This window comes from Trinickia sp. HAY1-2D, from assembly GCF_056754935.1.
Genome location: NZ_JBPGWX010000002.1, coordinates 1,942,886 through 1,969,410, shown reverse-complemented (window position 1 = coordinate 1,969,410; position 26,525 = coordinate 1,942,886). Strand labels below are relative to the sequence as shown.

Sequence of the window (26,525 nt, the reverse complement as noted above, 5' to 3'; positions counted from 1 at the left end):
GACGGTGCTCAGAATTGCATAAAGCTTCGTCCCGAACCCAGCCATTTTCTCGCGTGCCTTATCCATTGCTTCGGCGTTTTAAATTCAGCTTGCTCAACGTCGCTCTCGATATGTTCGGGCGCCATAGGCATGCCATCGTCCGTCGCATTATCGGCGGCTTCTCTGCGTGTCCTGCTTTCCGCTAGTTCTTCCGGGTTCACTTGGTCGTCGATCATGGTCCACTCCTGCTGTGAGACAAACTGGTTCGCCAGCAAACGGCTGGGGTTATCGGCTCTCGAGTTCATGCACGGTAGCCAACGTGAAAAACGTGGAGCGCGTCATATGACGTTCTTTCGCCGCCGCATCGACTTGCTTCAGCAGACTCTCGAGCAGGCTGAATTGAACGCCGACTGCCCTCGAGGTAACCCGCGCCAAGTCGATGTCGATAAACATCCAGAGCCCTTCTCCGTCGTCCATATCGAGCGCATGCAATTCCGAAGTGCTGCCGGTGGGGACAGGTATGAGTTGTTCGCTGCGGTCGTACATCAACTCGACTATTTCTTGCGCGTTGCGCTTCAGTTCGCCGAACGAATCGCCGCGCACATCGGCGCGGGGAAAATCGGGCAAACTCGCGCGAAAACCACCGTCGCCATCTCGGCGGACGTAAAGTGGATATTCCATGGCCTGCTCCCCTAGAACGGTCGACCAACGAGCATTCATTCGGTGTATCAGAGCTCGGTCGCCTGAACCTTGCCGTCTATGATGTCTTTGCCATATTGCATCGCGAGGACGATGGCGTCGTCCTCGTTGGTGGGGCTCGCTGCGCCGAATAGCGTTCGATAGCGGCCGGCCTGGACCCAGGCGGCCGCACTCGGATCAATTCTCACGACGCACGAGAACTGCCTTGGACCTTTGGCATAGGGATCGCGATGCAGCGGAAATTCCTGATGGGGGTAGGCGCTGAGCACGTACCCTTTGTATTCGACGGTCGGAATGGACATGATGACGTGCTCCTCGAGCGATGCTGACCGTCATTGGACAGGGCCTATCCGGATGCGAAAAAAGGGCGGCCAGGTACATCTGGATCACTTCACAATGCGCTCAATGCCATTGCAAAGCAAACTTATTTTGACGGCAAAAAAAGGGGGAGCCGGCGTCTTGCCGGCTCCCCACCAGGGGGCTAAAGCGCCCAACGGCCCGCTCGTGCAGGGCGTCGTTCCGTGCTTGCGCGGCAAGCCCGCGCATCGCTATGCTCTATGCGACGTCAGATACTGCGTTTCCAGGCCTGCGCACGCCGGCCGCGTGCTCGATAGCTTCCTGCATCATTCCCTGGGAGCGCATCACAAGTTGTCGGACCTGCTCCGCATACGTCTGGGCGTGCTCGAGAAATTGCTGCGGCAGGCCCCCCGCGTCAGTGGATGGCGCTCGTCCGAATGGCATCGATGACAAGACGACTTGTCCTTGCTCCATCATTGCCTTCAAGACGTCGAGATTGAGATGCGTCAGCGTCTGCAAACGCTCGAACGCTTCGTTCTGCAAGCCGAAAATTACCGGTAACGCACGCTGGCCGAAGTCAGCGGATTGCTCAATAGCAGCGATGTTCATTGTATGAATGCTCCCGAATTGACCCGGCACGTGCGTCCAAAGGATTTCGGAGGCGAGCGTCTCGCTAAAGACCAGCAGGTCGGAGCGGCCCAGCACTGTCAATGCTGCGCCGCACCAACGCCCACTCTATACCTTTCCCGGCGGATGTACAGCGGTTCTTCAGCGCTTCCATTTGCGCTATAACGCCCTGAGGTCGGGCAACAGTCGATCGAATTCGCGCTTCACCACCGCATAGCATTCGCAGACACGCTTTTCCAGGCCTGGTCGATCGAGTACCTCGATGTGACCGTAGCTATAGCGGATGAGGCCCGCGTCCTGAAGCTTCATCGCGGCTTCGGTGACGCCGGGCCTGCGCACGCCGAGCATGTTGGCGATCAGTTCCTGAGTCATCTTCAACTCGTTGGACGGCAGCCGGTCGATGCTCAGCAGGAGCCAGCGGCACAATTGCTGATCGATCGAATGATGCCGGTTGCACACCGCGGTCTGCGCCATCTGCGTGATGAGGGCTTGCGTGTACCGCAGCAGTAACCGCTGCGTAGGGCCCGCTCTATGGAATTCCTCCTTCAAGAGGCGTGCCTCGAGCCGGTAGGCCTTGCCCGCGCTCTGCACGACCGCTCGACTCGGCGTGGTTTCCCCTCCCATGAAGAGCGCAATGCCGACCACGCCTTCATTGCCGACGATCGCGATCTCGCCCGACGCCCCGTTCTCCATCACATAGAGCAGCGAGACGATTGCGGTCGACGGGAAATAGACGTGATGGAGGCGGTCGCCGGATTCGTAGACGACCTGTCCCAGCGGCATATCCACCTCCACGATATGCGGACCGATGCGTTCCCACTCGGCTTCCGGCAAAACCGAAAGCAGGTGGTTTCCAAGAGATTGATTTGCGTCTGGCACGGAAGACTCCTGGAGGTTCGACGAGTCGAGATTAACAGGACGTGACGCCGAGCGTCATTGGATGACCGCTGCGAGCGCATTCGAGAATACGACAAAGTGGTGGAACGCAAAAATGACCGCTTCCATCGGACTGTAAACGAATGCTCCAGAGCTTGCGCGCGTCTTCTCTGTACGCTGTCGTACCGCATCCGCAGCTTTCATGGCGTAGCTTCGGATTCGATTCCACGAATTCGTGAGGGGTGTCGCTGTGCGAACGCATTGCGAGCACCAGCAGTCATGTCCAAATTAATCGAACCGCATTGCGCGACGCCGGCAACGCAAGCCGAGTCACCCGAAGCGCCCGGCGTACGGGCATTGGTCCCCATCGCCGCAGGCGTAGCCATCGTCGCCGGCCTTTATTTCGCGCGCGAGGTTCTGATTCCGGTCACAGTCGCTGTTTTATTGAGCTTCCTCATCTCGCCTCTGGTCAATATGCTGGTCCGCGTCAGGCTCGGACATATTGCTTCGGTTCTCGTCGCTGTATTGCTTTCGCTCTCAGTGATCATCCTGCTTGGCGCAGTGATCGCAACCCAGTTGACCAATCTCGCTGTCGGCATTCCTCGGTATCAGGCTACGATAGAAGCGAAGATCGATGCCGCGCGCACCCTCACGTTTTCGAAATTGAACGACCTGACGGGCGCCGTTGGCGAAGCGCTTCAACACGCGACGATCGGTCACCCGCAAACCGTTCGCGAGCCCGAGTCCACCTCCGCGTTGAACGCATCGCCCTCGCCCGCCGCGCTTCCGGTCGAGGTGCGCGAGCCCGTTCCCACCGCCTTCCAGCTTATACGGCGCGTGCTGTCCCCCGTCGTCAGCCCGCTTGAAACGACTTTTATCGTGTTCGTCGTTACCGTTGTCATTTTGCTTCAGCGAGACGATTTGCGGAATCGCGCGATCCGGTTGTTCGGCTCCAGGGATCTGCATCGGACGACGACCGCCATGGACGAGGCCGCGCGCCGCCTCAGCCGGTATTTCCTCGCGCAACTCGGAGTGAATGCCGGCGTGGGCGTCGTGATCGGGACAGGCCTGTTTTTCATTGGCGTCCCCAACCCCGTACTTTGGGGCATTCTGGCCGCGCTGTTGCGCCTCGTGCCCTACGTTGGCATCTGGATATCCGCGCTCCTGGCTATCGCACTTGCCGCAGCAGTCAGTCCCGGATGGTCGATGGCGATCTGGTCGCTGGCACTTTTTTTGACGGTCGAACTGCTGGTCGGTCAAGCCGTCGAACCCTTGTTATATGGCCATAGCACCGGTCTTTCCCCGTTTTCGGTCGTCGTTGCCGCGATTTTCTGGAGTTGGATGTGGGGGCCTGTCGGGCTCATCCTGTCCACGCCGCTGACGCTTTGCGTTCTGGTTCTAGGCCGCCACGTTGCCCGGCTCGAATTTCTCGACGTGCTGCTCGGTGATCAGCCGGCGCTGACTCCGATCGAAAATCTCTACCAGCGAGCGCTCGCGGGCGACCCGGATGAAATACTGGAGCAGGCGGAAATCCTGCTGCGCGACCGAGCGCTCTCCGCCTATTACGACGAGGTCGCGCTCAAGGGATTGCAACTCGCCGCCAACGATGTTGCACGCGGCGGTGTAACAGCCGTACAGCTGACGCGAATCCATGACACGACGAACGATCTCATAGAAGGTCTGGATGGCTTCGCCGATATGGATCCGGCACCGGTGGCGGCCAACGACAGTTCGAGCGCTCTGACGCCCTCGCGCGCCGGACAAAACGTGCCGCTCGAACTGATGCATCCCATCGTACCAACGGACGCGCAAGCTTCAATGGCCGAGCGCGCCGACAATCCCATCGTTTGCATAGCAGGACGGGGCCCGCTCGACGAATTGGCATCGGCCATCCTCGTTCAACTTTTGGGAAAGCACAATCGCGACTGCCGGGTGATCCCGCATGACGCGGTCTCTCGCGTGCGGATCGGCAGCCTCGACCTCACTGCGGCGACGACGATATGCATCTTTTATCTCGACATAGACGGCATCCCGTCACATTTGCGCTACCTGCTGCGGCGCCTGCGGCAGCGCTTGCCGGACACATCGATCGTCGTGGGCCTGTGGCCTGCGGGTGGAACCGATCAGTGGAGCAAAGACCTGCAGAGCGCCATCGGCGCCGACCACTACGCTACTTCAGTTCGGGAGATGATCGATGCACGCCTTACCTCGCGGAATATGCTCAGGGCAATGGATCCCGAGCCTGGAGATGAAAGCCGCATTATGCAGCGGATGCGACCGCCTCCGAGTTGACCGAGCGCCGGAATGACTTGGCGTGCCGGGGTGCCCTTGGCTCATGCATGCGTATTTGCGGTCTCCCTGTCCGCCGCCGTACCGACTGCGTCGCCAATCAGTGCCAACCTCACGCTAGCGGTTTCGGTTTGATTCGAACGGCATGCTCCACCACTTGCGGGCAACGAGCATCGGCAGGCATGTCGCATGAGAATCCAAACAGACTCCGCACGCACTGCGCGATGCGCGGCGACAAACACACCGAAGCGCCAGGCAAAACAAGGCTCATGGAGAAGCATCATGTTAGGAACCGTATTGGTCGTACTACTGGTGCTCCTTTTGATTGGGGCCGCGCCGACGTGGCCGCACAGCCGTTCATGGGGGTACATGCCCAGCGGCGTGCTCGGCGTGCTGTTGCTCATCGTCGTCGTGCTGCTGCTTGTTGGCAGGATATGAGCGGCGAACACCGAACGAAGCTCGTTCACGACTGTTTAAGGCTCTCTGCCTCGCCGGACGACGCCCTCGGCCATGACGCGACATCTACGCCGAGGGTCACGGTCACACTGTGGCGTTGACCGTCGTCCACCAATCGCACCGTTGTCTTGCCGAATTCGAGCACCGTACCGTCCACTTCCATGCTGCTCACGCCTCGGCTGACGCCGCACGGGTTCTCGACAGTGATGTCGTATCGCGCGGCGCCATGGCGGAACACGGCAGTGAAGCCAGGCCAGCCCTTCGGCACACAGGGTTCGATCGACAGCTCCTCGCCGTGCTTGCGGATGCCAAGCAGCCCCTCGATGCCGGCCCGATACATCCATCCCGCCGAACCCGTATACCACGTCCATCCGCCGCGCCCTACATGCGGCGCGACCGAATAAACGTCGGCGGCCAGGACGTACGGTTCCACCTTATAGCGCCTCCCCCCGCTTCGCGTACGCGTGCGATTGATCGGGTTGAGCAGCGCGAACAGCTCCGCAGCGCGATCGCCGTCGCCCAATTGCGCGAAGGCCAGCACCGACCATACGGCGGCATGCGTGTATTGCCCGCCATTTTCCCGAACGCCGGGCGGATAACCCTTGATATACCCCGGTTCGAGAGACGTGCGATCGAACGGCGGCGCGAACAGCAACGCCAAGCCGTCCTCGCGGCGAATCAGCCGGTTATCCAGCGCGGCCATTGCGCGTTCGGCCCGCGCCGCGCCCGCCGCACCCGATAGCACGCTCCACGATTGCGCAATCGCATCGATCGCGCACTCATCGTTGCTGGCCGCCCCAAGGGGCGTGCCGTCGTCGAAGTAGCCGCGCAGGTACCATTCGCCGTCCCAACCCGCGCCCTCGAGCGCGTTGCGCAGCGCTTCGGCACGCTCGAGCCAGCGGTCCGCCCGTTCGCCATCGCCACGTGTACGCGCGATCGGTGCGAACGCCATGAGCGCGGCGTAGAGGAACCAGCCGAGCCAGACACTTTCTCCCCGCCCTTTCTCGCCGACCCGATTCATGCCGTCGTTCCAGTCGCCCGTGCCGATCAGTGGCAAGCCGTGCGCTCCGAAGAGCCCCAGGCTTTGCTCCAGACCACGTACGCAATGCTCATACAGCGGCGCGCTGAGCTCAGAAACAGTCGGCACGAAGTAAGCGTCATGCTCGCCGGCGGCCAGTGGTCTGCCCTCGATAAACGGCACAGCGACGTCGAGAATTGCCCGGTCCCCGGTCACGTCAACATAGTGGGCCACCGTGTAGGCAAGCCACGCCCGATCGTCCGAGATACGCGTGCGCACGCCGGCGCCGTCCTGAGGCAGCCACCAATGCTGCACGTCGCCCTCCGGAAACTGTCGCGCCGCCGCGCGCAGCAGGTGCTCGCGGGTCAGCGCCGGGCGTGCAACGGCGAGTGCCATACCGTCTTGCAACTGATCGCGAAAACCGTAAGCGCCACTCGCCTGATAAAAGCCAGCGCGCGCCCAGAGGCGACAGGCGAGCGTCTGATAGAGCAGCCAACGGTTGAGCATCAGGTCCATCGCGCGATCCGGCGTGGACACCTGAACGACTCCGAGCGTCTCGTCCCAGAACGCGGTCACGGCGGCGAGTACCGCATCGAGATCCGCTTTGCGATAACGTGCAATCAATCGCCGTGCCGCCTCGGGTGCGTCCGTCTCGCCGAGCAGAAATACCACTTCGGCGCTCCCGCCGGGCTCCAGTTCGATCGAGCACTGCAACGCCGCACATGGATCGAGACCCGCCCCGACCCTCCCGGACAGCGGCAAGGCACCCGCGCCAGTGGCGAGCCCCGCAGGGTCGTTCAAGGTACCATTGCGGCCAACGAATTCGCACCTGTCGGCGCTCCATGCGGTCTGTTCGCCACCCAGATCCGCGAACGCGACGCGGCCGCGATAAGCCTGAGTCCAACCATTGCGGGCGAACATCGCCCCCGTGGCCGCGTCGATCTCGCTGATGGTATGTGGCGCGGCAACGCTGCGCGACGCACCCAATGCCCATTCGGCGTAGGCCGTCACCGAAAGCCGGCGGGGACGGTTCGACAGATTGCGCAGCGTCAGACGGGAGATCTTGAGCGGATCCTCGAGCGGCACGAATTGCAGCAGCTCGAGCGCGATCCCTTCAGCGGTATGCGCGAAGCGGCTATAGCCCTGGCCGTGACGCGCGATGTACGGTGCGGCACCGGGCGTGTTGTCGCGCGCGGCGCTCGCCTGGGGCCCCCAGAGCATGCCTGTCTCGTCGTCACGAACGTAAAACGCTTCTGCTGGCGGGTCGCTGACCGGATCGTTCGACCAAGGCGTCAGTTGGTGCTCTCGACTGTTCGATGCCCACGTGTAGCCGCTACCCTCGGCCGACACCAGAAAGCCGCAACCCGGATTCGCGACGACATTGACCCACGGCATCGGCGTGCATTGACCCGGCGCGAGGACCGTCACGTATTCGCGACCATCGTTCTCAAACCCGCCGAGACCGTTGAAGTATTCAAGTCCGGCCCCCGTCTGAATGCTCGTGACCGGCGCCGGTACAGACGCCGAAGGCGAGCGCCTGACGCGGGGCTGTACCAGTGGCAGACGAGGGGCCACGCTCGCCAACCGCTGCAACTGATCGAGCAAGCGGCCGTTGCGCGCTGCCAGCACCACGCGCGCGGCAACGGGAAAGAGGGCACGCGCGTCGCTCGACATCAGGTCCGCACGCAACACGAAGATCTCGCCGCGCGCGGCGCCGCCTGAGCGCTGCCGTGGGGGTCCCGAGCGCACCAGCGTTTCGAGCGCGCCCTGCAAATCCTGCACGTACGACGACGCGCGCTCGTTGACGATGACCAGATCGACCGCGAGCCGCTTCATGCGCCAGTATTCGTGGGCGTGCACCAGCTGCCGCACCAATGCCATATGCTCGGCGTCGTCGATCCGCACCAGCAGGATGGGCAGATTGCCCGACACGCCATGCGCCCATAGCGGCGCGGCGCCCATACCACCCGCCGCGGCAACCGCCGCCATCCCGCGCACCAGTGCGGCGGAGTTCGGCCGCAGCGAAGGATCGCCATACAGCATGGCGCCCGCCATCCGTTGGAACAGGCTGGCTTCGTCCGGGCTCACCCCGTTATGGCGCAACTGGACTTGGGCCTGCGTCCAGGCGAGCATCGCCGCCCGCGCGAACGAAGCACTGTCGCGATGTTTGTCCACCAGATTCAGAAGTTGCGCGCGCGACTCGGCGACGATAGTCCAGAAGGCAACGCTCGCGGTCGCGCCCGGCTCGATGACGAGACGCCGCCGCATCGTGAACGCGGCATCGAGTACAGCGCCTGCCGAATTGCCGAGGGTCCGCTCGTCTGCGAGCCCCAGTGGTGAACGGACGTTCCGGCCTCGCCCGATAAAGCGGGCGCGATCCGTTTCGACTTCGACGCGCCCGAGAGCATCGCCTTCGACCACCGCAAGATGGGCGGCCCAGACCTCCGGTTCGCTCGGTTCGCGACGGCGCCGCGTCGCCAGAATGACACCCGGCTCAGGCAGATACTCGGTCTCGATGAACAGCTTGGAGAACGCCGGATGCGCCTCATCGCTGGCCGGCGGTGCAAGCACGATCTCAGCGTAGGACGTGAGTTCGATGGTGCGTGCGCGCGACCCGCCGTTGGCCACCGATACCCGCCGCACCTCCGCGTCGTCTTCCGCGGATACCACCACATCGAGCGAGGTGGTCAGCGCCCCGTCGCGCCGGACAAACTCCGCGCGGTCTTCCGCGAACGTCACGTCGTAGCTGTCGGGCACCACCCCCGTCGGCTGCCATGCGGCCGACCAGAGCTCACCGCTTGCCACGTCGCGCAGATACACGTAGCTGCCCCAGTCGTCGCGCGTCGCATCCTCCCGCCAGCGCGTGACGGCCAGATCGTTCCAGCGGCTGTACCCGGAGCCGGCCGCCGTAAGCATCACGGCGTAACGGCCATTCGAGAGCAGATGGGTCGCGGGCGATGGGTCATTCGCCGACAGCAGTCGCCGTGCGACAGCCGGCTCGACGTCGCGCATCGGGCCTGTGCTGCGGTTCTCGTCGACCCGCAGATGTGCGACGGCCACCCTGCCCGGCATGCGTTCCTGCAAGAGCAGCTCGGTTGCCTTGACGGCCGGTTCCGCATGGAAAAAGGTGCGGATGCGTCCGCCCAGCAGCGCATTGGCGATGGATACGATCGACATGCCCTGGTGATGCGCCATGAAAGCGCGTACCAGCGCGACCTGTTGCCCCTCGGGTACGCGCGCGGGCGTATAGTCGAGCGCTTCGTAGAAGCCGAAGCGCCCGCCCGCTCCCGCGGCGCTCAGGCGTTCGAAGTTGCGCATGGCCGCCGATGGCACGACCATCGCGGCAAGCGCGGTCGCATACGGCGCAATGACGGCATCGTGACCGAGACCGCGCTTGAGCCCGAGATCCGGGATGCCGAAGCTCGAGTATTGATACGTGAATTCGAGATCCCGTGCGTTATAGGCGGATTCGGAGATTCCCCACGGCAAGCCCAGCGTCGCGCCGTAACTGATCTGCCTGCGCACGGCCAAGCCGTTGGTTCGCGCGAGCAGGCTGCTCGCCGGCGCGCGCATCACGAGCGAAGGCATCAGGTATTCGAACATCGAACCCGACCATGAGACCAGCGCGGCGCCGCCCGCGACAGGGGTCGCGACGCGGCCCAGCCGGAACCAGTGGCGCGCGGGAATGTCGCCTTTGGCGATCGCAACGAAGCTCGCGAGCCGCGCCTCCGACGCCAGCAGATCGTAGCTGCTGGGATCGAGCCGACCCTCGCTGACCGCGTAGCCGATCGACAACAAATGGCGCGTCGGGTCCAGCAGGAAACCGAACTCCATCGCATTCGCCATCTGCAATGCGGTATCGGTCAGTGTGCGCAAGCGTGCGTGCAGTGCGGCCAAACCGTCCGGGGCGCAAGCGCTATCGCTGCGATGACTGCGAACCGCAAGTTCGAGCGCGTCGGCCCAAAACAGCACGTCGTCGAGCGGGCCGTCTCGATCGCGATGCTTTTCATCGACCAGGGCGCGCGCGATATCGGCCACCGTGGCGGCGAGCAGCGCGATTGCCGGCCACGCCGGTGCGAGCTCTGTTGGTGTGCTGCCGTCCGCTGCTGGCGCGTCCGGTCCCTCGACGACGAGCACTGCCTGCAGCGCGCCCACGGCTTGGTCGAACTCGCCATGCAAAGGGCTCCGCGTGCTCGCGCTCCGGCTCGCGCGCACGGTGTCGCACAGTAACGCCAATGTGTCGCGGATGCCTGCGAACACCACCACCCGCCCTGCGTGGGCAGCCTGTGTCGCCCACGTGCGGCAGGCATTGCCCAGCGCGATCAGATGCCCGGCAAGATTGCCGCTGTCGACCGACGACACATACTTCGGTTCGAGCGGCCGCAGATCCTGGGTGTCGTACCAGTTGTAGAAGTGTCCGCGGTAGCGCGGCAAGCGCTGCATCGTGGCGAGTGTCGCTTCGAGCCGCGTGACGGTGTCGAGCGTGCCGACCCAACCAAACTCCCGCGCGCTGACTGTGGAAAGCAGATAGAGCCCGAGGTTGGTCGGCGACGTCCGATGCGCGACGACCGGCCGTGGATCCTCCTGGAAGTTGTCCGGAGGCAGCATCTGGTCGGCGGCCGTGACGAAGGTTTCGAAATAGCGCCACGTACGTCGTGCATGGAACCGCAGTTGCCGCGCGTCTTCGGGGCACACGACAAGTTCGCCGGCCGGCCAGGGTGCCAGGCTCGTCCAGTACGCGATGGCAGGCGACGCGATCCAGGCAAACGCGAATGGAACGCCCGCCCACGCACCGTCATTACCGAAGCGCCACGCTGCCCACGCGCTCGCCGCGATGCCCAAGAGCGCGAGCACGAGGCCGCCGCGCATGCGCAGGAATGTCGCGGCAAGTGTGAGCCGATCGCGTATACCGGCTTCGGCCGCGGTCGTCCATTCAAGCAGGTGCCGGTGACTGATCAGCACGCGGAACAGCGTACGGGCGATCGCATCGATCATCGACCACGTCTGCTGCGGCAGGAAGAAGATGGACAATCCAAGCCGCGCGAGCGCGAGCCGCAGATCGTCCAGCCACACGAACAGCAGGCTGCGCGCCGTCATTTTCACGTGCGCGCGTTGCCAACGCGGCACGAGCGCGCTCAGCGGGGGTAGCAGCACCGGCAAGGCGATGGTTGCCGTCACGAAGCCGGTCCAGCCGAGCGCAACCGGCAACGGCAAGCTCCAGCCTGCCAGCAGTGCGACAAATGCAGCGGGCGCCGTCAGCGTGCGGCGCAGGTTATCGAGTACCTTCCAGCGGCCCGTCGCTCCCAGCGCGCTATCTGCGCGTCGGGGCGCCATGGCCAACCACGGCAGCAGTTGCCAGTCGCCGCGCGCCCAGCGATGCTGGCGTGCTGCGCAGACGTCGTAACGGGCCGGAAACGCTTCGACGACCTCGACATCGGACGCCAGGCCGGCGCGCGCAAAAATACCTTCGAACAGATCGTGACTGAGCATCGTGTTATCCGGCACGCGTCCTGCCAAGGCGGTCTCGAAGGCGTCCACATCGTAGATCCCCTTGCCCGCGTATGAGCCTTCGTCGAAGAGGTCCTGATAGACGTCCGACACCGCGGCCACATACGGATCGATGCCGCTCGGACTCGAGGACACGCGCTGGAACAGCGAGCCCTCGGCGCCCACCGGCAGCGACGGCGTCACGCGCGGCTGCAGCACGCCGTAGCCGTCGACGATGCGCCGGCTTGCATCATCGAACACCGCGCGGTTCAGCGGATGAGCCATCTTGCCGATCAGCCGGCGAACCGTGTCGCGCGGCAAGCGGGTATCCGCATCGAGCGTGATTACGTAACGCACCTGAGACGGCACGGCGGGCGGTTGCCCATCGATGCCGATGAACGAGGTATCGAGCGCGCCACGCAACAGCCGGTTCAGCTCATGCAATTTGCCCCGCTTGCGTTCCCAACCCATCCATTGCCGTTCGGCGGCATTCCAGGTGCGTCGTCGATGCAGCAGGAGGAAGCGCTCGCCATCCAGTCCGCCCGCATAGAGGCGGTTCAGTCGGGCGATGCCCGCTGCCGCGGCCGCCAGCAGCGCGTCGTCGCCATCGGCCTCGGCGGTCGGCGAATCGGTCCAGTCGGATAGCAGCGCATAGTAAAGCTCGCCTTCCGGGCTTGCGAGGTGATGAACTTCGAGCCGCTCGACCTGTTCGGCCACTGCCGCCGGTGTCGTCAGCAGCGTCGGCACGGCGATTACCGTGCGCAAGGCGGCCGGGATACCGTCGCGCAAAGCAAGGCCTGGAAGCACGATTGCGCCGACGTCACGCATGACGCCACGGTTGACGATTGCCACCGCCACATCCACCGCCGGCAGCAACCCGGCGAAGCCCAGCCAAACCAGCCAACCCGCGTGCGGGACGAGGCCGGCCAGCAGCGCCAGCACGCCCGCCAGCATCAGCGCGCAAAGCAACACGATACGGCCGATATAGCCGCCGATCCCGGCGCGGCGCGTGAAGCGATGCAGCCACACAGCAACTGGAGCGCGATAGCCGATCGCGGCCTCTAGCGAACGGCGACCGCCCGCCAGCAGGTAATAACCGGGATCGGTCGTGCGGCGCGCCGCCGTGTCGGCAGCCTGCGCGCCGTTGTTTCCTGCCGTGGCATGCTCCGCATTGGCTTGTTGTGCCGCCTGCTCTGCGGCCGCAACGGCACGGCGCGCGATATCGGTCTCGCTGCCCCCCGAGCCGCGTGCCAGCGCCTCGATGGCGCCGCGATATAAATTACGCGTCGCGAAATCCATCTCGACGAAACCGGGATGCGTCCGCAAGATTTCGTCGACTGGGCTGACACGCTCGAACATTTGCGTCCAGTCGGCGTCGGAAATCGAGCGCATGCTCGTAATCACATTGCGCACCGTCAGACTGGCCGCGCCCTGCCGCTGATGCACAGCAGCCACGATCCCCTCCGCCGTGGTGTGCTGGGTCAGGAGTCGCTCGCGAAGCCAGGCAACCGCGGGCGTCACCTCAGGGTCCTGGTCGTGCAGCCGTTGCAACAACTGCACCGCAAAAGTGTCGCGTAAGGCCGAGGATTCGTAGCGCGCGACGAATGCGGCAACCGGCTCCGGCGGTTGCCCACGCGCGCCGAGAAGGCGGTCGGCCATCGCGTCGGCTTCCAATCGACCTGATCGCTCGTCGGTGATCTGGTCCGCGAGGCGCCGCAGATTCTCTATCAGCACGATGCGCAGCGTGATCGCGACCGCCCAGAGTTCGCCGATCGTCAGCGGCTGCACCGTTTGGTAGGCCAGCACGAACCGGCACAGCAGATCGGGGTCGAAGCGGCTGTCGGTATGGGCGACGAAGGCCCAGGCGAGACCGAATACTCGAGGATAGCCGGCGAACGGGCCGCCGTTCAGCTTGGGCAGTTGCCGATAGTAGCTGGGCGGCAGGTCGTCGCGAATTTGCCGAACCTGCTCTTCGACCATGTAGTAGTTGTCGAGCAGCCACTCTGCTGCCGGCGTGATCGCTTCATCGTGCGCGGCGGCGGCCACGGTCGCTTCGTAGGCGTGCAACAGCTGGTCCGCGTTATCCTTGAGTCGCGTTGCAAGCGACGGCCCGGCAAACGATCTCTTCGAGATTTGCTGTGCTTCGGCGAGACTGCGAGCATGCTGCGCCAGCCGTTCTTCGCCGAAGAGCTCTTCGCGAACCGGCTCCGTGCTGTTCCATGGCGACGACGATCTGCGACGTCGGCCCATCGCGTAACCTCGTCCACGTCCAGTTGTGTATTTCATCGCGATCGGTCCCATGCAATGCGCTCGCTTTTGCGCTTCACTGCACGGCGCCGTCACGCTCGGCCGTCTGTGTCTCCAACATGTCGTCGATCCATGCCTGAGCCTCGTCGACGATGCGTGTCAGGTGAACCTCATCGCGAAAGCTCTCCGCATAGATCTTGTACATGTCTTCCGTTCCTGACGGACGCACGGCAAACCATCCGTTCTTCGTGATGACCTTGATGCCGCCAATGGCGGCGTAATTGCCTGGCGCGCGATCGAGCACCTGCTCGATCTTTTCGCCGGCCAGTTCGGTATGGGTAAAGTGAGTAGGCGAAAGCCGCGCCAGCTGTGCACGCTGCTGCGCTGTCGCCACGGCTTGCACGCGACGTTCGGTCGGCTCGCCCAATCTCTGGCTCAGATCACGGTAAATCTCGGCGGGATCGCGGCCTGTTCGAGTCGTTATTTCGGCTGCGAGCAACGCGGGCACGATCCCATCCTTGTCCGTCGTCCACGTCGTGCCGTCCAGCCTCAGACAGCTCGCGCCTGCGCTCTCTTCTCCGGCAAAGCCGAGCGAACCGTTAAGCAAGCCGCCGACAAACCATTTGAATCCCACGGGCACTTCGTAAAGCCCACGGCCGAGCTTCGCGCTCACGCGATCGATCATCTGGCTGCTGACGATGGTCTTGCCCACCGCGGCGTCAGCGGGCCACTTCGGACGATGCAAGTACAGGTAATCGACGAGGACCGTGAGATAGTGATTCGGCGGCAGCAGCCCCGCGTTGCGCGTGACGACACCATGCCGGTCGTGGTCGGTGTCGCACGCAAACGCCACATCGAAGCGGTCCTTCTGGTCGAGCAGCGTTTGCATCGCATAGGGCGACGACGGGTCCATGCGAATCCGCCCGTCCCAATCGAGGCTCACGAAGCGGAACGTCTGATCGACCTCGTCATTGACCGAAATCAGATTCAAGCCGTAGCGTGCTGCAATCGGCCCCCAGTAGTGCACGCCGGCACCGCCGAGCGGATCCACTCCCAGGCGGATCGGCGCGCCGCGCACCACATCCATATCGATGACATTGACGAGGTCGCCGACGTATGCGTTGAGAAAGTCATGCCGGTGCGTCGTCGTGGCGCGCAGCGCCTTCGACAGCGGTACGCGCAGCACGCCGTCGAGCTTGGCTTCGAGCAAGGTGTTCGCCGCTGCCTCGACCCAGCGGGTGACGGTCTCGTCCGCCGGTCCGCCGTTCGGCGGGTTGTATTTGAGCCCGCCGCTTTCCGGCGGGTTGTGCGAAGGCGTCATCACGATGCCATCCGCCAGGCCCGCAGCGCGGCCGCGGTTGTAAGCCAGGATCGCGTGTGACACGGCCGGCGCGGGTGTGTATTCGCCGATCTGCGCAATCATGACGTCGACGCCGTTGGCGGCCAGTACCTCGAGCGCGCTCGCGCCAGCAGGTTCCGAGAGCGCATGGGTATCGATTCCGAGAAATAGCGGGCCGTCGATGCTCTGGTGCTTTCGATAACGGCAAATGGCCTGGGTAATGGCGAGTACATGCCACTCGTTGAAGCTACGCTCGAACGCCGAGCCGCGATGCCCGGACGTGCCGAATGCGATCCGTTGCTCGGGAATCGAGGGGTCCGGTACATCGGTGTAGTACGCCGTGACCAGCCGCGCAACGTTGACCAGCATCGCGTTCGACGCGAGCTTGCCGGCGAGAGGATTGATGTTCATTGCCGCCTCCATTTCCAGTCGAAACGCGAGGCGGCTCGGCCTGCGAACGGCAATCATCCGGAATCACGATGTGTCGCGATCACTTACCCAATCGCTTATGCGGATGGCGTTATCTTCGCCGCGGGCCGGCTGCCGTGCATCACGTGTCTTTCTTCGGGGTGGGCTGGGGCCGATACCGCCACTTGGTGGCTGCAGAGTCGATATGAGTGTCATCCTGCTTGCGCTTGTCCTCCCGTGCTTGGTCGGCCAAGCCGTATTCCACTCGTCGGTCCCGCGGAGGTTGATTTACATCGCGTTGGTATCGCATAGCGCCTCTTGTCGATCGCTTGCATCAGGTTGGATATCTTCCAGCCATCATCCGATCAACCTGGCCGCAGGTCTGTACGCTAAAGGACTGTTTCGCGGGCCGCGCGCCCCCTGCCCTCGAGATCGACTCGGCGCACACTGAAACGCTCTAATTCGACTTCTTTACCGTCCCAGCGGACAATTTGCGCCTGCTCTCCCTTGTATTCCGGGGAACGGCCGGTTGTCCGGCTTCAGAGGCAGGCCGGTCACGCGAAGGTGCGCTTGCTGCCTGAGCTTCGCCCAACGACGCAAGAATCTCGTCACGGCAAACCGCCAGGATTTCATCGGCCAGCGGCGAGTCGTCCGGACATGCGCGCGACAGGACAATGGCGCCCACCGCCTGCGCGAGTATGCCGAGGCATCGGGCTCGCGCCCGCCCCCGGTCGGCGCCGTCCGACGCAGCGCCCTCGGAACTCAGCAGAGCCAGTTGATTCTCGATGCCTGCCGCAAACGCGGCCCGAACCGCCTCCGGCTGGCGCGCGGCGTCACCGCTCAGCGCGGCCATCGTGCAACCGGTGGCGCGCCCATCGCGATGCTCGCGGGAAAGGTAATACCGCACGAACTCCGGTGCCCCCACGCCGGCACTGAGCGCCGCCGACTGCGCCAAGCCGCACGCCGCCGATTCCGCCATCAAGTCTGACTTCGAGCGAAACTGTTTGTAAAAGCCGCCATGGGTGAAGCCGGCGGCGGCCATCAGATCCGCAACGCCAACGCCATCGTAGCCGCGCTCCCGAAACAGCCGGGACGCCGTCTCGACCACGTGCTCCCGGTTGGCCTGTGCCTGTGCCTTGGTGATCTTCATTTCCTGACCACGGTCGGTTCATGTCTGCGAAGGCTCCATCATACATTGATGTCGATCATAATCAAAAAGTTGACAATTTAGATTATGACCATCATCATTGAATCCATGCCTGACCGATAAGGCTTCCGTCCCCGTCCGCGCCACCCTTGCAAAGGAAATGACTCATGACCACGCTTCCGACCGTTCTCGTCACCGGTGCCTCGTCCGGCATCGGCGCTACCTACGCCGCGCGCTTCGCGGCCCGCGGCCATGACCTTGTGCTGGTTGCTCGCGACAAGGCGCGCCTCGATGCGTTGGCCGCGCGCCTGCGTGAAGAAAACGGCGTGGCCGTCGAGGTGCAGCAGGCCGACCTGACCCAACCCGCGGATCTGGACGCAGTCGAGGCTCGCCTGCGCGACGACGCACGCATAGGCATCCTGATCAACAACGCCGGGATAGCTCAATCGGGCAGCTTCGTACAGCAGAGCGCCGATAGCATCGAGCGTCTGATCGCGCTCAACACGACGGCGCTGACGCGGCTCGCCGCCGCGGTCGCTCCACGCTTTGCGCGCGTAGGTACCGGCGCGATCGTCAACATTGGCTCCGTGGTGGGTTTCGCGCCCGAGTTCGGGATGTCGATTTATGGCGCCACCAAGGCCTTTGTGCTGTTTCTCTCGCAGGGATTGAATCTCGAGTTGTCGCCGAGCGGCATTTATGTGCAGGCGGTGCTGCCGGCGGCGACCCGCACCGAAATCTGGGGGCGCGCCGGCATCGACGTCGATACGTTGAACGAAGTCATGGAGGTCGACGAACTGGTCGATGCGGCATTGGTCGGCTTCGATCGCCGCGAACTCGTCACCATCCCACCGCTGCACGTGGCCGCGCGCTGGGACGCATTGGATGGCGCCCGTCAAGGGCTTTTGTCGGACGTTCGACAAGCGCACGCGGCCGATCGCTACCGGCCGCAAGTCTGATCGCTGCTGATGGCCCGCTGCGCTGCCCACACCCGACATTGGAATTAGAACGACATGAAGGCACTCACATTCAAGCGCTACGGCAAGTCGCCCGAGATAGGGTTCGCCGATGTTCCGCGTCCCACGCCAAAGCCCGATGAGCTGCTGGTCGAAGTGCACGCGGCGGGGTTGAACCCGATCGACAACATGATTCCGGCCGGAACGTTCAAACCCATTCTCAAGTTCGAATTGCCGGCGACACTGGGCAGCGATATTGCCGGCGTCGTGGTTGAAGTCGGCAGCCGCGTGACGCGTTTCAAGCCGGGCGATGCCGTGTTTGCCAGCGTCTTCGATCTTGGCAGGGGCTCGATCGCCGAGTTCGCGGCGGTGCCGGAAAGCGTTGCCGCACCGAAGCCGGCGAAGCTCGATTTCGTGCAGGCGGCTTCCGTTCCGATGGTCGGCCTCACCTCCTGGCAAGCACTGAAGGAGCGCGCTGGCGTCCGTGCGGATCAGAAAGTCTTCATTCCGGCCGGCTCCGGCGGTATTGGCACGTTCGCGATCCAACTGGCGAAGTATTTTGGCGCGAAGGTGGGAACGACCACCAGCACGGGCAATGTCGAATTGGTCACGGCGTTGGGCGCAAACGAGGTAATCGACTATAAGAAGCAGGACTTCGAGAAAGTGCTCGGCGGCTATGATGTCGTGCTCGGCACGCTGCGGGGCGACGCGATCGAGAAGGCTGTCGGTATTCTCAAACCGGGCAGCAAGATCGTCTCGCTCATTGGCCCGTTGGACGCTGCGTTCGCACGGGCACGGCGTCTGAATTTCGTTTTTGGGTTCCTGTTCGCCTTGATGAGCCGCAAGATCATGCGCATGGCAAGAAGGCAGAACGTCAGTTACTCGTTTCTCTTCGTGCGCCCCGACGGTGCGCAGCTCGCCGAAATTGGCGAATTGCTCGAATCGGAACGCATTCGTCCCATCATCGACAAGGTCTTTCCGTTCGAGCAGGCGAAGGAAGCGCTCGAATACTTGGCCCAGGGACGCGCCAAGGGCAAAGTCGTCGTGAGCGTCAGGTGAGCTGGCAACCGGGTGGCCGTGCAAAAGCGTAGCGGCCCCCCGGTATCGGCAGTTCGACTCACTGTATAAATCCTGCCTGACGCAGTGCCTCCTCGGCGGCCTCATGATCTTGAGCCGACGTTCCCCCAGAAATACCGATGCCGCCGACCAGACGCCCTTCGTGGAAGATCGGTACGCCACCGCCGACCGCCATCAGCCGCGGATGGTGCGCCAGCGGGGCAACGGTAGGTTCGGCCATGTACTGATTCCATTGGTGCGTGGCCATGCCGAATGACGCGGCGGTCCATGCCTTGTCGATGGCGACGTCGACAGTCAGGAATGGCGCCGTATCCGCGCGCTCGAAAGCGCGCAGGTGACCGCCTGCATCGGTAATTGCGATCGTCGCGGCGAATCCTCGCGCGGCGCACGCGCGGCGCGCTTCGGCTATCAATGCTTGTGCGGCGTCCAGGCTGATTGCAGTCGTGTTGATGATTTGCGATGTCATGATGATGTCCGGCCGTTGTCAAAAGGGTTCAGTGGTTGGCAAGGACGACCTTGCCGATCATGTTGCCTGCCTCGACCAGCGCATGCGCTTCGATCAGACTTGCGGCGTTGATGCCGTCGATGCGTCGGGTCAGGGTGTGCTTGAGGCGGCCCTGGTCGACCAGCTGCGCCGCGCGACGCAGCAAGGCGTGCTGCCGTGCGAGGGTGTCCGTGGTGAACATTGCGCGGGTGAACATCAGCTCCCAGTGAATCGAGATGGATTTCCCCTTGAACGGACCGATGTCCAGATCCACCGGGTCGTCGACGAGCGCGAACTGGCCCTCCGGGCGCAGCACCGCGGCAATTTGAGGCACATAGGCGGAGCTGTTGTTCAACCCTGCAACGTGGGTGACGTGCTCGATGCCGAGCGCGGCCAACTGGGGCTCCCAAGCCTGATTGTGATCGAGGACGTGATGCGCGCCATGGGCCAGCACCCACTCGCGGGTTTCCGGCCGCGAGGCCGTGCCGATGACGGTCATGCCAGTCAACTCGCGCGCCAGTTGGGTCAGAATCGAGCCGACGCCGCCCGCCGCGCCAATGACCAGCAACACGTTGTTGTCGGTCGGGTCCGCCGTCTGAACACGCAGGCGGTCGAACAGCAGCTCCCACGCAGTGATCGTCGTCAGCGGCAACGACGCGGCCTCCGCGAAGTCGAGGGATGCCGGCATGGGGCCGACGATGCGTTCGTCCACGGCGTGCAGTTCGCTGTTGCTGCCGGGCCGCGTGATGTCACCGGCGTACCAGACGCGGTCGCCCGGCTTGAAGTGCGTGGCCAGCGGACCGGTTGCACGGACGATGCCCGCCGCGTCCCAGCCAGCGATGCGCACACCGCCCTCGGGAATATCTCCACCGCGACGGATTTTGGTATCGACCGGGTTCACCGACACCGCTTTCACTTCCACCAACAGATCATGGTCGCGCAACTCCGGCGTCGGCAGCTCAATGTCCTGCAGCGCCTGAGGGTGGCTGATGGGATGGTTCTGATAGAAGCCGATGGCTTTCATTGACGTGTCCTCCAAGAGTGAGTGAGAGCATGTTATCTTTCGTCGAAATACGGATAAATGCCCGCGGAGCCCAAACACTTTCGGCATTTCAATGAAAATGATTCGACTCGATGACGTTCAGATCTTCGTGCACACGGTCGACTACGGCAGCTTCTCGGAGGCGGCGCGCCAGCTGAATATTGCGCCCGCACAGGCGAGTGCGTCAGTGCAGCGGCTCGAAAAGGCGCTGGACACGCGCCTGTTCACCCGTTCGACGCGCAGCATGCAGCTATCGGAAGCTGGAGAGCGTTATCTACCGCACGCGCGGGTCATGATTGGTGCACTGGAGCAAGGCGAGCAGGCCCTGGCAAACGGCCGGGAGGCGCTGTCCGGCCCGCTGCGGCTGTCCGCTCCGTCTGACTTTGGTCGAAACCTGCTGTTGCCCTGGCTGGATGACTTTCAGCACTTGCACCCCGGCTTATCGCTGCACGTGAGAATGAGCGATCGTGCGGCCGACCTCGTCCGCCAGCCGCTGGATGCCGTCGTACGCTACGGAGCGCTGCCTGATTCGTCTCTCGTGGCCATGAAGCTGGTCGACAACAACCGACGTGCAGTGTGCGCCGCGCCCTCGTACCTTGAACGGCATGGCGCGCCGTCAAAGGTCGAGGATTTACGGCGACACAACTGCCTGCGGTACGTCTGGAGTGAACAGGTTCATGAACGCTGGCGCTTTACGCCGCCGGGCGGTGAGCGCACCGTGGCGGTCACAGGCAATCGCATCAGCGATGACGCGGACGCCGTTCGCCGCTGGGCCGTTGCGGGGGAAGGCATTGTCTACAAGTCGCGACTGGACTTGATCGACGATTTGAAGGCAGGTCGACTGGTGGAGTTATTTCCCTCGGCGTATTGCGAGCCTGCGCCGCTGCACCTGATCTGTGCTCACCGTACGCAACTATCGCCGGCGATCAACCAGTTGCATGGCTTCCTGCGCGAGCGCTGCGCTGCATTGCTTGGCAGCCGTCCTGATGAACCGCCCTGCAGTGCGTGAATCAATCCTTCGCCCAGGCAGCGGCCATGGCAACCGCAAAATCGCGATAAGACCTAGGCGGGCGTCCCAGTAGGGTCGACAAGCGCCCGATCTGTTCGGTCGAAGCCACGGCACCGTCTTGCTGGTATCGCAGCATCATCAAGCGCATGTCATACGCCAGCCACGCCGGCGCGACTGACTTCAAACGCTGCTCGAGAATATCGAGATCGTCACCGCCATAGCGAACCTGGCGTCCGAGTGCATCCGCCCAGATACGGACAATGGATTCCGCAGTCAGCGTGTCCGGGCCGACCAGTTCGTACGTTTCTCGCGGTAGCGGGTTGGCAGCGAGCTCGCGCCGCAGCAACTCTTTGGCTGCCGCCTCTCCGATATCGCGAACGTCCACCATGGAAATGCCCTTCTCGCCAATCGGCATCCCATAGATGCCGTGCTCCAGCAACGCATCTTTCTGCCGCACATCGTTCTGAATGAAGTACGCGGGACGAAGCACAGTCGCCGGCATGTCGCACTGCTCGATCATGCGCTCGACTGCGTGCTTGCCCGTGAAGTGTGGCACGTCGACATACTCTGCGCCCTTGAATACGGACAGATACACCACGCCATTCACATGCGACTCTCGCGCGATGCTCAAGGCCTGCAGCGCCTGAGTCAGTTCGTCTGCGGCGTTTGGCGCCAGCAGGAACAACGTGCTGATGCCCTTCATGGCTTGCCGTACCGAATCCACATCGGACAAGTCGCCTTTGATTGCCCTGATGCCGTCAGCAAATTGGGCTTTGTCGGGCGAACGCGTTAGGGCGTGCACTTGAACCCCACGGCCTTGCAGGTGTTCAAGAACTTCCTTACCCACTGTGCCCGTACTTCCAGTAACAAGAATTGTCATGACTGTCTCTCAAATGAAAGGCCCAAAGCGGCCCGGTGAAGACAGGTTATTCGTTCCGAATTTGATTCGATAGATATAGAATCAAAACACCTCGTCTCAAAAATAGAACTTTCATGAATTTAATGGCGCTTGCTGATTTCAATGCGGTCGCCGTTCACGGCGGCTTCGGCCCAGCTGGCCGCGCGCTGGACCGGCCCAAGGCCACGCTATCGCGGCATGTAGCCGAGTTGGAAGACGAACTCGGGGTGAGGTTGATCGAGCGCGGCTCGAGACGAATGCGCCTGACGGAAGATGGCATCGCACTCCATGAGCGCACTCGAGGCCTTCTGGCAGAGCTCGAGGAGGCGGGCGACGCGGTGGCCTCGCGTGCGCCCGTCGCCCGTGGACGGCTGCGCATCAGTGCTCCCATCGTTTTCGCGCACGTCGTGCTGTGCAGGATCGCTGCGCGCTTCGCGTTGGCCTACCCGCAGGTCGAGGTCGAGATTGTCGCGGAAGATCGTGTCGTGGATCCGGTGGAAGACGGCTATGACCTAGTGATTCGTGTCAATCCGCCGCGAGACGAGCTACTCGTGGGAAGGCGCATTCTTGACGATGAGCGATGGCTTGTGGCAACGCCGGCCCTATCGATTCCTGCGATGCGCAAACAGGATGTGAGCCCGTTTCCGGTCCCGGCGGTCCTGTCGGTGGCTGCGCCATCGGAAGCGATCTGGAGCATACGGACGAAATCCAAAGGTACCAAGACATTTGAGCCGATGCCGGTCCTCCGGCTATCGTCGCTACTGATGGTGCGCGAGGCCGTTCTCGCCGGCGTGGGATCGGCGATGTTGCCAAGACTGCTAGTCGAAGAAGATGTGATGGCCGGACGACTCGTCTGCTGGGGTAAAGAAGAGGATTCGCCGGTGGAGATATGGGCCCTTTACCATTCTCGCCGGCTGCTGAGCCTCAAGGTCCGAGCATTCCTGGATGCGCTTCAGGATTTACCCGCGCGAGCGTGAGAAAACGTGGCGGCGTGCGACGGTAGAGGGCGGCTTTCAAGGCACAACGGACCTTCGCTTAGTCTCATCGAAAGATGAGAGCTCGGCCATTGCCGACATCGACGTGACGGCGTCGATGAGGTGGATATAGGTCATCTTTTTCAGCTATTGCGCAGCCGACTTGAAATGAGGGCGTCTCTCGTTTCCCTGTGCCTCGAACTCGAGCGCTACCTTCGCAAGGTCTGCCAGAAGCCTTTCATGGGTGCGCCAAAAGATATCCGGTGCTTCCTTCGCCAACTCGATCCAGAGCGGCCCTTGCATCGTCTCTTCAGTCCAGAGGTGACAACCGTCGGATGTCGGCGTGATGATCCACGCGTGATAGGCCGTGGAGTCTCTCGAAGTCGTCGGACCGCCGCCCCAGGCGATGCGGGAGATGGGATCGAACTCCTGTACCGATGCAGCGACGTCCTGGCCAGCAAGATTCGTTTCGAAACGCGTGCCGGCTCGCAACAGTTCGTGTCCGTCCAGCAGTTCGACGTTCTTGACGCCAGGATAGAAACGAGACCACGCCTTGGGATCAACGAGAAGAGACCAGATGGTTTCGGGCGAAACGGCAACCTCGAGCTCATTCGTGAAATGGATGGGCGAGCGGCTTGGCGTCATGTCCGCTGGCCAACGGATCACTTCGAACAGATTGTTTTTCATGATTGGGGTTCAGGTTTGATTTGAAGTTTCCCGGGCATCGGTTCAGATGATCGCGCGGATGACACCGCCATCGACGCGCAATGCCGCGCCCGTGGTGCCGGAGGCCTGCTCGGAACAGACATACACCACCATGTTGGCGACTTCTTCGGTCGATGTGAACCGGTTGAGCAGCGTGGTCGGTCGCATCGTTTTCAGGAAGTTCTGCTCCGCGTCATCCTGCGTGATGCCCTGCTCCAGCGCGGTAGCTTTCATCCAGTTGCCGAGAATTTCCGAGCGGGTCGGCCCCGGCAGCACTGCGTTGACCGTCACCCCACTGCCGCTCACCAATTCTGCAAGTCCCCTCGATACCGCGAGTTGCGCCGTCTTGGTCATGCCGTAGTCGATCATCTCTTTGGGGATCATGATCGCGGATTCGCTGCTGATGAACACGACCCGTCCCCAGCCGCGCTGGACCATGCCCGGCAGATAATGCCGTGCAGCGCGCACCCCGCTCATCACATTGAGCTGGAACAGGTCAAGCCATTCGCTATCGTGCTGCTTGAAGAAATCATTCGGATGAGCCGTGCCGAGGTTATTCACGAGAATGTCGGCATCCGCCGCTTGCGCGACAAGCACGGCCGATCCTTCCGAGGTCGAAAGATCAGCCGCGATGCCGGTCAATTCGGCATCGGGCACGACGGCCCGGATCTCCTGCAGTGCGGTCGCGACTCGCGCTTCGGTGCGTCCGTTGATCACGACCAACGCACCCGCACGGGCAAGGCCCTCGGCGATCGCGCGGCCGATGCCCGCAGTCGAGCCAGTCACGATGGCCCTGCGGCCTTTGAGTTCGATCTTCATAGATGTTTTTCTCTGGATGAGGACGGCCGAGCAATCGTTCCGCCGATCCGGTTTATCGACACGGGCAGTCGCACGATCACCCGGCGTTCTTCGCGACTTCCGCCTCCGCGCGACGCGCGAACCGCTCGACCCAATCCTGGTGATAGCGATAGAGCCCACCGGGATGCTGTCTTCCGAGCACATCGAGAAACCACGGCCCTCGCTGCGTCTCTTCCGTCAGCACGTGGCAGCCATCGTCGGTCGGCGTGATTACCCAGCCGTGGTAAGCGCTAGAACCGGTCTCGTCGCCGTCGACGGTGGTCGCCCAGGCGAGCCTTCGGTTCGGCACGCATTCGGTCACCTCGAGGCTCATCGGGAAGCCAACCGTCACGCGGCGGTAATGAGTTCCCAAAGCCAGTTCCGACTCGCCGGACAGGATCTCAACCTGGTCTTCGGATGGGAAATAGCTCGCCCAGTTTTTCGCGTCGACGAGCAGTTTCCACACCACTTCGGGCGGCGCTTTCACGTCGATATCGTTGAGCGCGTAGATGGCCGACGTTTTCGGGTCGTAGCGTTCCGGCCAGATGACATGGTCGTACATGGTTTATTGCTCCTTCTTACAGGTCATAAGAACTCCTGGACTGATGCGCTTCACAGAACGTCGCTGCGTTGGGAGAAAATCATCGCAGCACGCCACGCATCTGGGAAGCCGGGATATCGAGATACAATCCATCTACCTCAGAGATGGATGGCGCACCAATGCTGGATGGGATCTCGCTGGATCAACTCAGAACCTTCATCGCCGCCGTGGATGAGGGCAGTTTCTCGGCGGCCGCCCGCAAGCTCAACCGTGTGCAGTCAGCGGTGAGCGGCTGGGTCGGCGGCCTGGAAGATCAACTGGACGTCGTGCTATTCGACCGCACGGGCCGATTCCCGAAGCTCACGCCGCAGGGCGTGCAGTTGCTCGCCGACGCCCGCAACATCGTTGCCGGCGTAGACACGCTGAAGGCACGCGCTAGGCTGATGACTTCGGGCGTGGAGGCGGAACTATCGGTGGTAGTCGATGTTTTCTTCCCGACGGCAGTGGTCAGTGCCGTCGCGAAGGCATTCGCAGAGCGGTTTCCGTTGACGCCGCTCCGGCTTTTCGTCGAAGGCTTGGGAGCGGCTTATCAACCCGTTCTCGATGGGCGATGTAGTTTGGGCATCCTGCCGCCCCTGCCACAGTCCTTTCCATCATTGGTCAGCGAGCGAATTGGCGAACTGCCACTGGTCGCCGTTGCTGCGGCATGCCATCCGCTCGCGAGCGTGGGCCATCGAATCCCGCGGCGCGAGTTGGCTAAACATGTCCAACTGGTGCTGACGGACCGGTCCGATCTCACCGCTGGCCGTGACTTCGGGGTTGCTTCGGCTTCGACTTGGCGTCTCGCGGACCTGTCCACAAAATATGCGTTTCTTAAAGACTGCGTGGGATGGGGAGGGATGCCCTTGCACATGGTCGAGAAGGACATCGCGGCAGGTACGCTTGTGGTGCTGGACGTGGACGACATGCCGCCCAGCGGCTGGATGCTGACCATGTCGGTGTATCACCAGCCGTCGCAGCCGCCGGGACCTGCGGGTAAATGGTTCGTCGACCATCTGAAGACCCTGTGGGAGCGATCTGACGCCGTACCAATGCCCTTTTCAACCAGGTGAACCTGATGACAGTGAGCGAGGCAG

Annotated in this window: 21 protein-coding genes; 7 read left to right on the top strand and 14 right to left on the bottom strand. The window is 62.9% G+C overall.

The window, feature by feature from the left end; genetic code table 11:
• Nucleotides 1-8: 8 nt before the first annotated feature.
• The 5 genes from ACR9ZC_RS16330 to ACR9ZC_RS16310 all read right to left on the bottom strand — a co-directional run bounded on the left by ACR9ZC_RS16330 (nucleotide 9) and on the right by ACR9ZC_RS16310 (nucleotide 2,481).
• Nucleotides 9-215 (bottom strand): hypothetical protein, encoded by a 207-nt coding sequence (locus tag ACR9ZC_RS16330; RefSeq protein ID WP_481581092.1) that lies wholly within the window; start codon nucleotides 213-215, stop codon nucleotides 9-11.
• A 49-nt stretch (nucleotides 216-264) separates the two neighbouring features.
• Nucleotides 265-660, bottom strand: a complete 396-nt coding sequence (locus ACR9ZC_RS16325; protein ID WP_481581091.1) for a type II toxin-antitoxin system HicB family antitoxin — start codon at nucleotides 658-660, stop codon at nucleotides 265-267.
• Between the two features lie 47 nt (nucleotides 661-707).
• Nucleotides 708-980 (bottom strand): hypothetical protein, encoded by a 273-nt coding sequence (locus ACR9ZC_RS16320; protein WP_481581090.1) that lies wholly within the window; start codon nucleotides 978-980, stop codon nucleotides 708-710.
• 253 nt (nucleotides 981-1,233) lie between these two features.
• Entirely contained in the window at nucleotides 1,234-1,686 is a 453-nt protein-coding gene (locus ACR9ZC_RS16315; RefSeq protein ID WP_481581089.1) for a hypothetical protein, read from the bottom strand.
• Nucleotides 1,687-1,761: 75 nt separating this feature from the next.
• Nucleotides 1,762-2,481: a Crp/Fnr family transcriptional regulator gene (locus ACR9ZC_RS16310; RefSeq protein ID WP_481581088.1), complete on the bottom strand. Its 720-nt coding sequence runs from the start codon at nucleotides 2,479-2,481 to the stop codon at nucleotides 1,762-1,764.
• A 276-nt stretch (nucleotides 2,482-2,757) separates the two neighbouring features.
• Here ACR9ZC_RS16310 and ACR9ZC_RS16305 point away from each other — a divergent pair, with 276 nt between their 5' ends.
• Nucleotides 2,758-4,770 carry an AI-2E family transporter gene (locus tag ACR9ZC_RS16305; RefSeq protein ID WP_481582689.1) on the top strand — a complete coding sequence of 671 codons (2,013 nt, stop codon included), beginning with the start codon at nucleotides 2,758-2,760 and terminating at the stop codon, nucleotides 4,768-4,770.
• A 279-nt stretch (nucleotides 4,771-5,049) separates the two neighbouring features.
• Nucleotides 5,050-5,205 (top strand): DUF3309 family protein, encoded by a 156-nt coding sequence (locus ACR9ZC_RS16300; protein WP_173260446.1) that lies wholly within the window; start codon nucleotides 5,050-5,052, stop codon nucleotides 5,203-5,205.
• 25 nt (nucleotides 5,206-5,230) lie between these two features.
• Here ACR9ZC_RS16300 and ACR9ZC_RS16295 read toward each other — a convergent pair whose 3' ends face one another.
• The 3 genes from ACR9ZC_RS16295 to ACR9ZC_RS16285 all read right to left on the bottom strand — a co-directional run bounded on the left by ACR9ZC_RS16295 (nucleotide 5,231) and on the right by ACR9ZC_RS16285 (nucleotide 16,872).
• The gene (locus ACR9ZC_RS16295; protein ID WP_481581087.1) at nucleotides 5,231-13,978 is read right to left on the bottom strand and encodes a glycoside hydrolase family 94 protein; all 8,748 of its coding nucleotides are present in this window, start codon (nucleotides 13,976-13,978) and stop codon (nucleotides 5,231-5,233) included.
• 73 nt (nucleotides 13,979-14,051) lie between these two features.
• Nucleotides 14,052-15,725: a phosphoglucomutase (alpha-D-glucose-1,6-bisphosphate-dependent) gene (gene pgm, locus ACR9ZC_RS16290; RefSeq protein ID WP_481581086.1), complete on the bottom strand. Its 1,674-nt coding sequence runs from the start codon at nucleotides 15,723-15,725 to the stop codon at nucleotides 14,052-14,054.
• A 454-nt stretch (nucleotides 15,726-16,179) separates the two neighbouring features.
• Nucleotides 16,180-16,872, bottom strand: a complete 693-nt coding sequence (locus ACR9ZC_RS16285; RefSeq protein WP_481581085.1) for a TetR/AcrR family transcriptional regulator — start codon at nucleotides 16,870-16,872, stop codon at nucleotides 16,180-16,182.
• 164 nt (nucleotides 16,873-17,036) lie between these two features.
• Here ACR9ZC_RS16285 and ACR9ZC_RS16280 point away from each other — a divergent pair, with 164 nt between their 5' ends.
• Together ACR9ZC_RS16280 and ACR9ZC_RS16275 are read left to right on the top strand one after the other, a co-directional pair.
• Entirely contained in the window at nucleotides 17,037-17,825 is a 789-nt protein-coding gene (locus ACR9ZC_RS16280; protein WP_481581084.1) for an SDR family NAD(P)-dependent oxidoreductase, read from the top strand.
• A gap of 54 nt (nucleotides 17,826-17,879) precedes the next feature.
• The gene (locus ACR9ZC_RS16275) at nucleotides 17,880-18,881 is read left to right on the top strand and encodes an NADP-dependent oxidoreductase (RefSeq protein WP_481581083.1); all 1,002 of its coding nucleotides are present in this window, start codon (nucleotides 17,880-17,882) and stop codon (nucleotides 18,879-18,881) included.
• Nucleotides 18,882-18,939: 58 nt separating this feature from the next.
• On the opposite strand, the gene ACR9ZC_RS16270 is transcribed toward ACR9ZC_RS16275, so the two are convergent.
• Both ACR9ZC_RS16270 and ACR9ZC_RS16265 read right to left on the bottom strand, forming a co-directional pair.
• Complete coding sequence (locus ACR9ZC_RS16270) at nucleotides 18,940-19,365, bottom strand: GlcG/HbpS family heme-binding protein (protein WP_440563512.1); 426 nt, start codon at nucleotides 19,363-19,365, stop codon at nucleotides 18,940-18,942.
• A gap of 28 nt (nucleotides 19,366-19,393) precedes the next feature.
• Nucleotides 19,394-20,407 carry a zinc-binding alcohol dehydrogenase family protein gene (locus tag ACR9ZC_RS16265; protein WP_481581082.1) on the bottom strand — a complete coding sequence of 338 codons (1,014 nt, stop codon included), beginning with the start codon at nucleotides 20,405-20,407 and terminating at the stop codon, nucleotides 19,394-19,396.
• A 97-nt stretch (nucleotides 20,408-20,504) separates the two neighbouring features.
• Between ACR9ZC_RS16265 and ACR9ZC_RS16260 the strand changes: the two genes are divergently transcribed.
• Nucleotides 20,505-21,434 carry a LysR family transcriptional regulator gene (locus ACR9ZC_RS16260; RefSeq protein ID WP_481582688.1) on the top strand — a complete coding sequence of 310 codons (930 nt, stop codon included), beginning with the start codon at nucleotides 20,505-20,507 and terminating at the stop codon, nucleotides 21,432-21,434.
• Between the two features lies 1 nt (nucleotide 21,435).
• Here ACR9ZC_RS16260 and ACR9ZC_RS16255 read toward each other — a convergent pair whose 3' ends face one another.
• Nucleotides 21,436-22,314, bottom strand: a complete 879-nt coding sequence (locus ACR9ZC_RS16255; protein ID WP_481581081.1) for an SDR family oxidoreductase — start codon at nucleotides 22,312-22,314, stop codon at nucleotides 21,436-21,438.
• Nucleotides 22,315-22,427: 113 nt separating this feature from the next.
• On the opposite strand from ACR9ZC_RS16255, the gene ACR9ZC_RS16250 reads away from it, so the two are divergent.
• The gene (locus ACR9ZC_RS16250) at nucleotides 22,428-23,309 is read left to right on the top strand and encodes a LysR family transcriptional regulator (protein WP_481581080.1); all 882 of its coding nucleotides are present in this window, start codon (nucleotides 22,428-22,430) and stop codon (nucleotides 23,307-23,309) included.
• Between the two features lie 144 nt (nucleotides 23,310-23,453).
• On the opposite strand, the gene ACR9ZC_RS16245 is transcribed toward ACR9ZC_RS16250, so the two are convergent.
• The 3 genes from ACR9ZC_RS16245 to ACR9ZC_RS16235 form a co-directional block, all read right to left on the bottom strand.
• Nucleotides 23,454-23,993 (bottom strand): SRPBCC domain-containing protein, encoded by a 540-nt coding sequence (locus ACR9ZC_RS16245; protein WP_481581079.1) that lies wholly within the window; start codon nucleotides 23,991-23,993, stop codon nucleotides 23,454-23,456.
• Between the two features lie 42 nt (nucleotides 23,994-24,035).
• On the bottom strand, nucleotides 24,036-24,830 hold the full coding sequence (locus tag ACR9ZC_RS16240) for an SDR family NAD(P)-dependent oxidoreductase (protein WP_481582687.1): 795 nt from the start codon (nucleotides 24,828-24,830) through the stop codon (nucleotides 24,036-24,038).
• A gap of 76 nt (nucleotides 24,831-24,906) precedes the next feature.
• Nucleotides 24,907-25,410, bottom strand: a complete 504-nt coding sequence (locus ACR9ZC_RS16235) for an SRPBCC domain-containing protein (protein WP_481581078.1) — start codon at nucleotides 25,408-25,410, stop codon at nucleotides 24,907-24,909.
• 158 nt (nucleotides 25,411-25,568) lie between these two features.
• On the opposite strand from ACR9ZC_RS16235, the gene ACR9ZC_RS16230 reads away from it, so the two are divergent.
• Complete coding sequence (locus ACR9ZC_RS16230) at nucleotides 25,569-26,501, top strand: LysR family transcriptional regulator (protein ID WP_481581077.1); 933 nt, start codon at nucleotides 25,569-25,571, stop codon at nucleotides 26,499-26,501.
• Nucleotides 26,502-26,525: the final 24 nt, after the last annotated feature.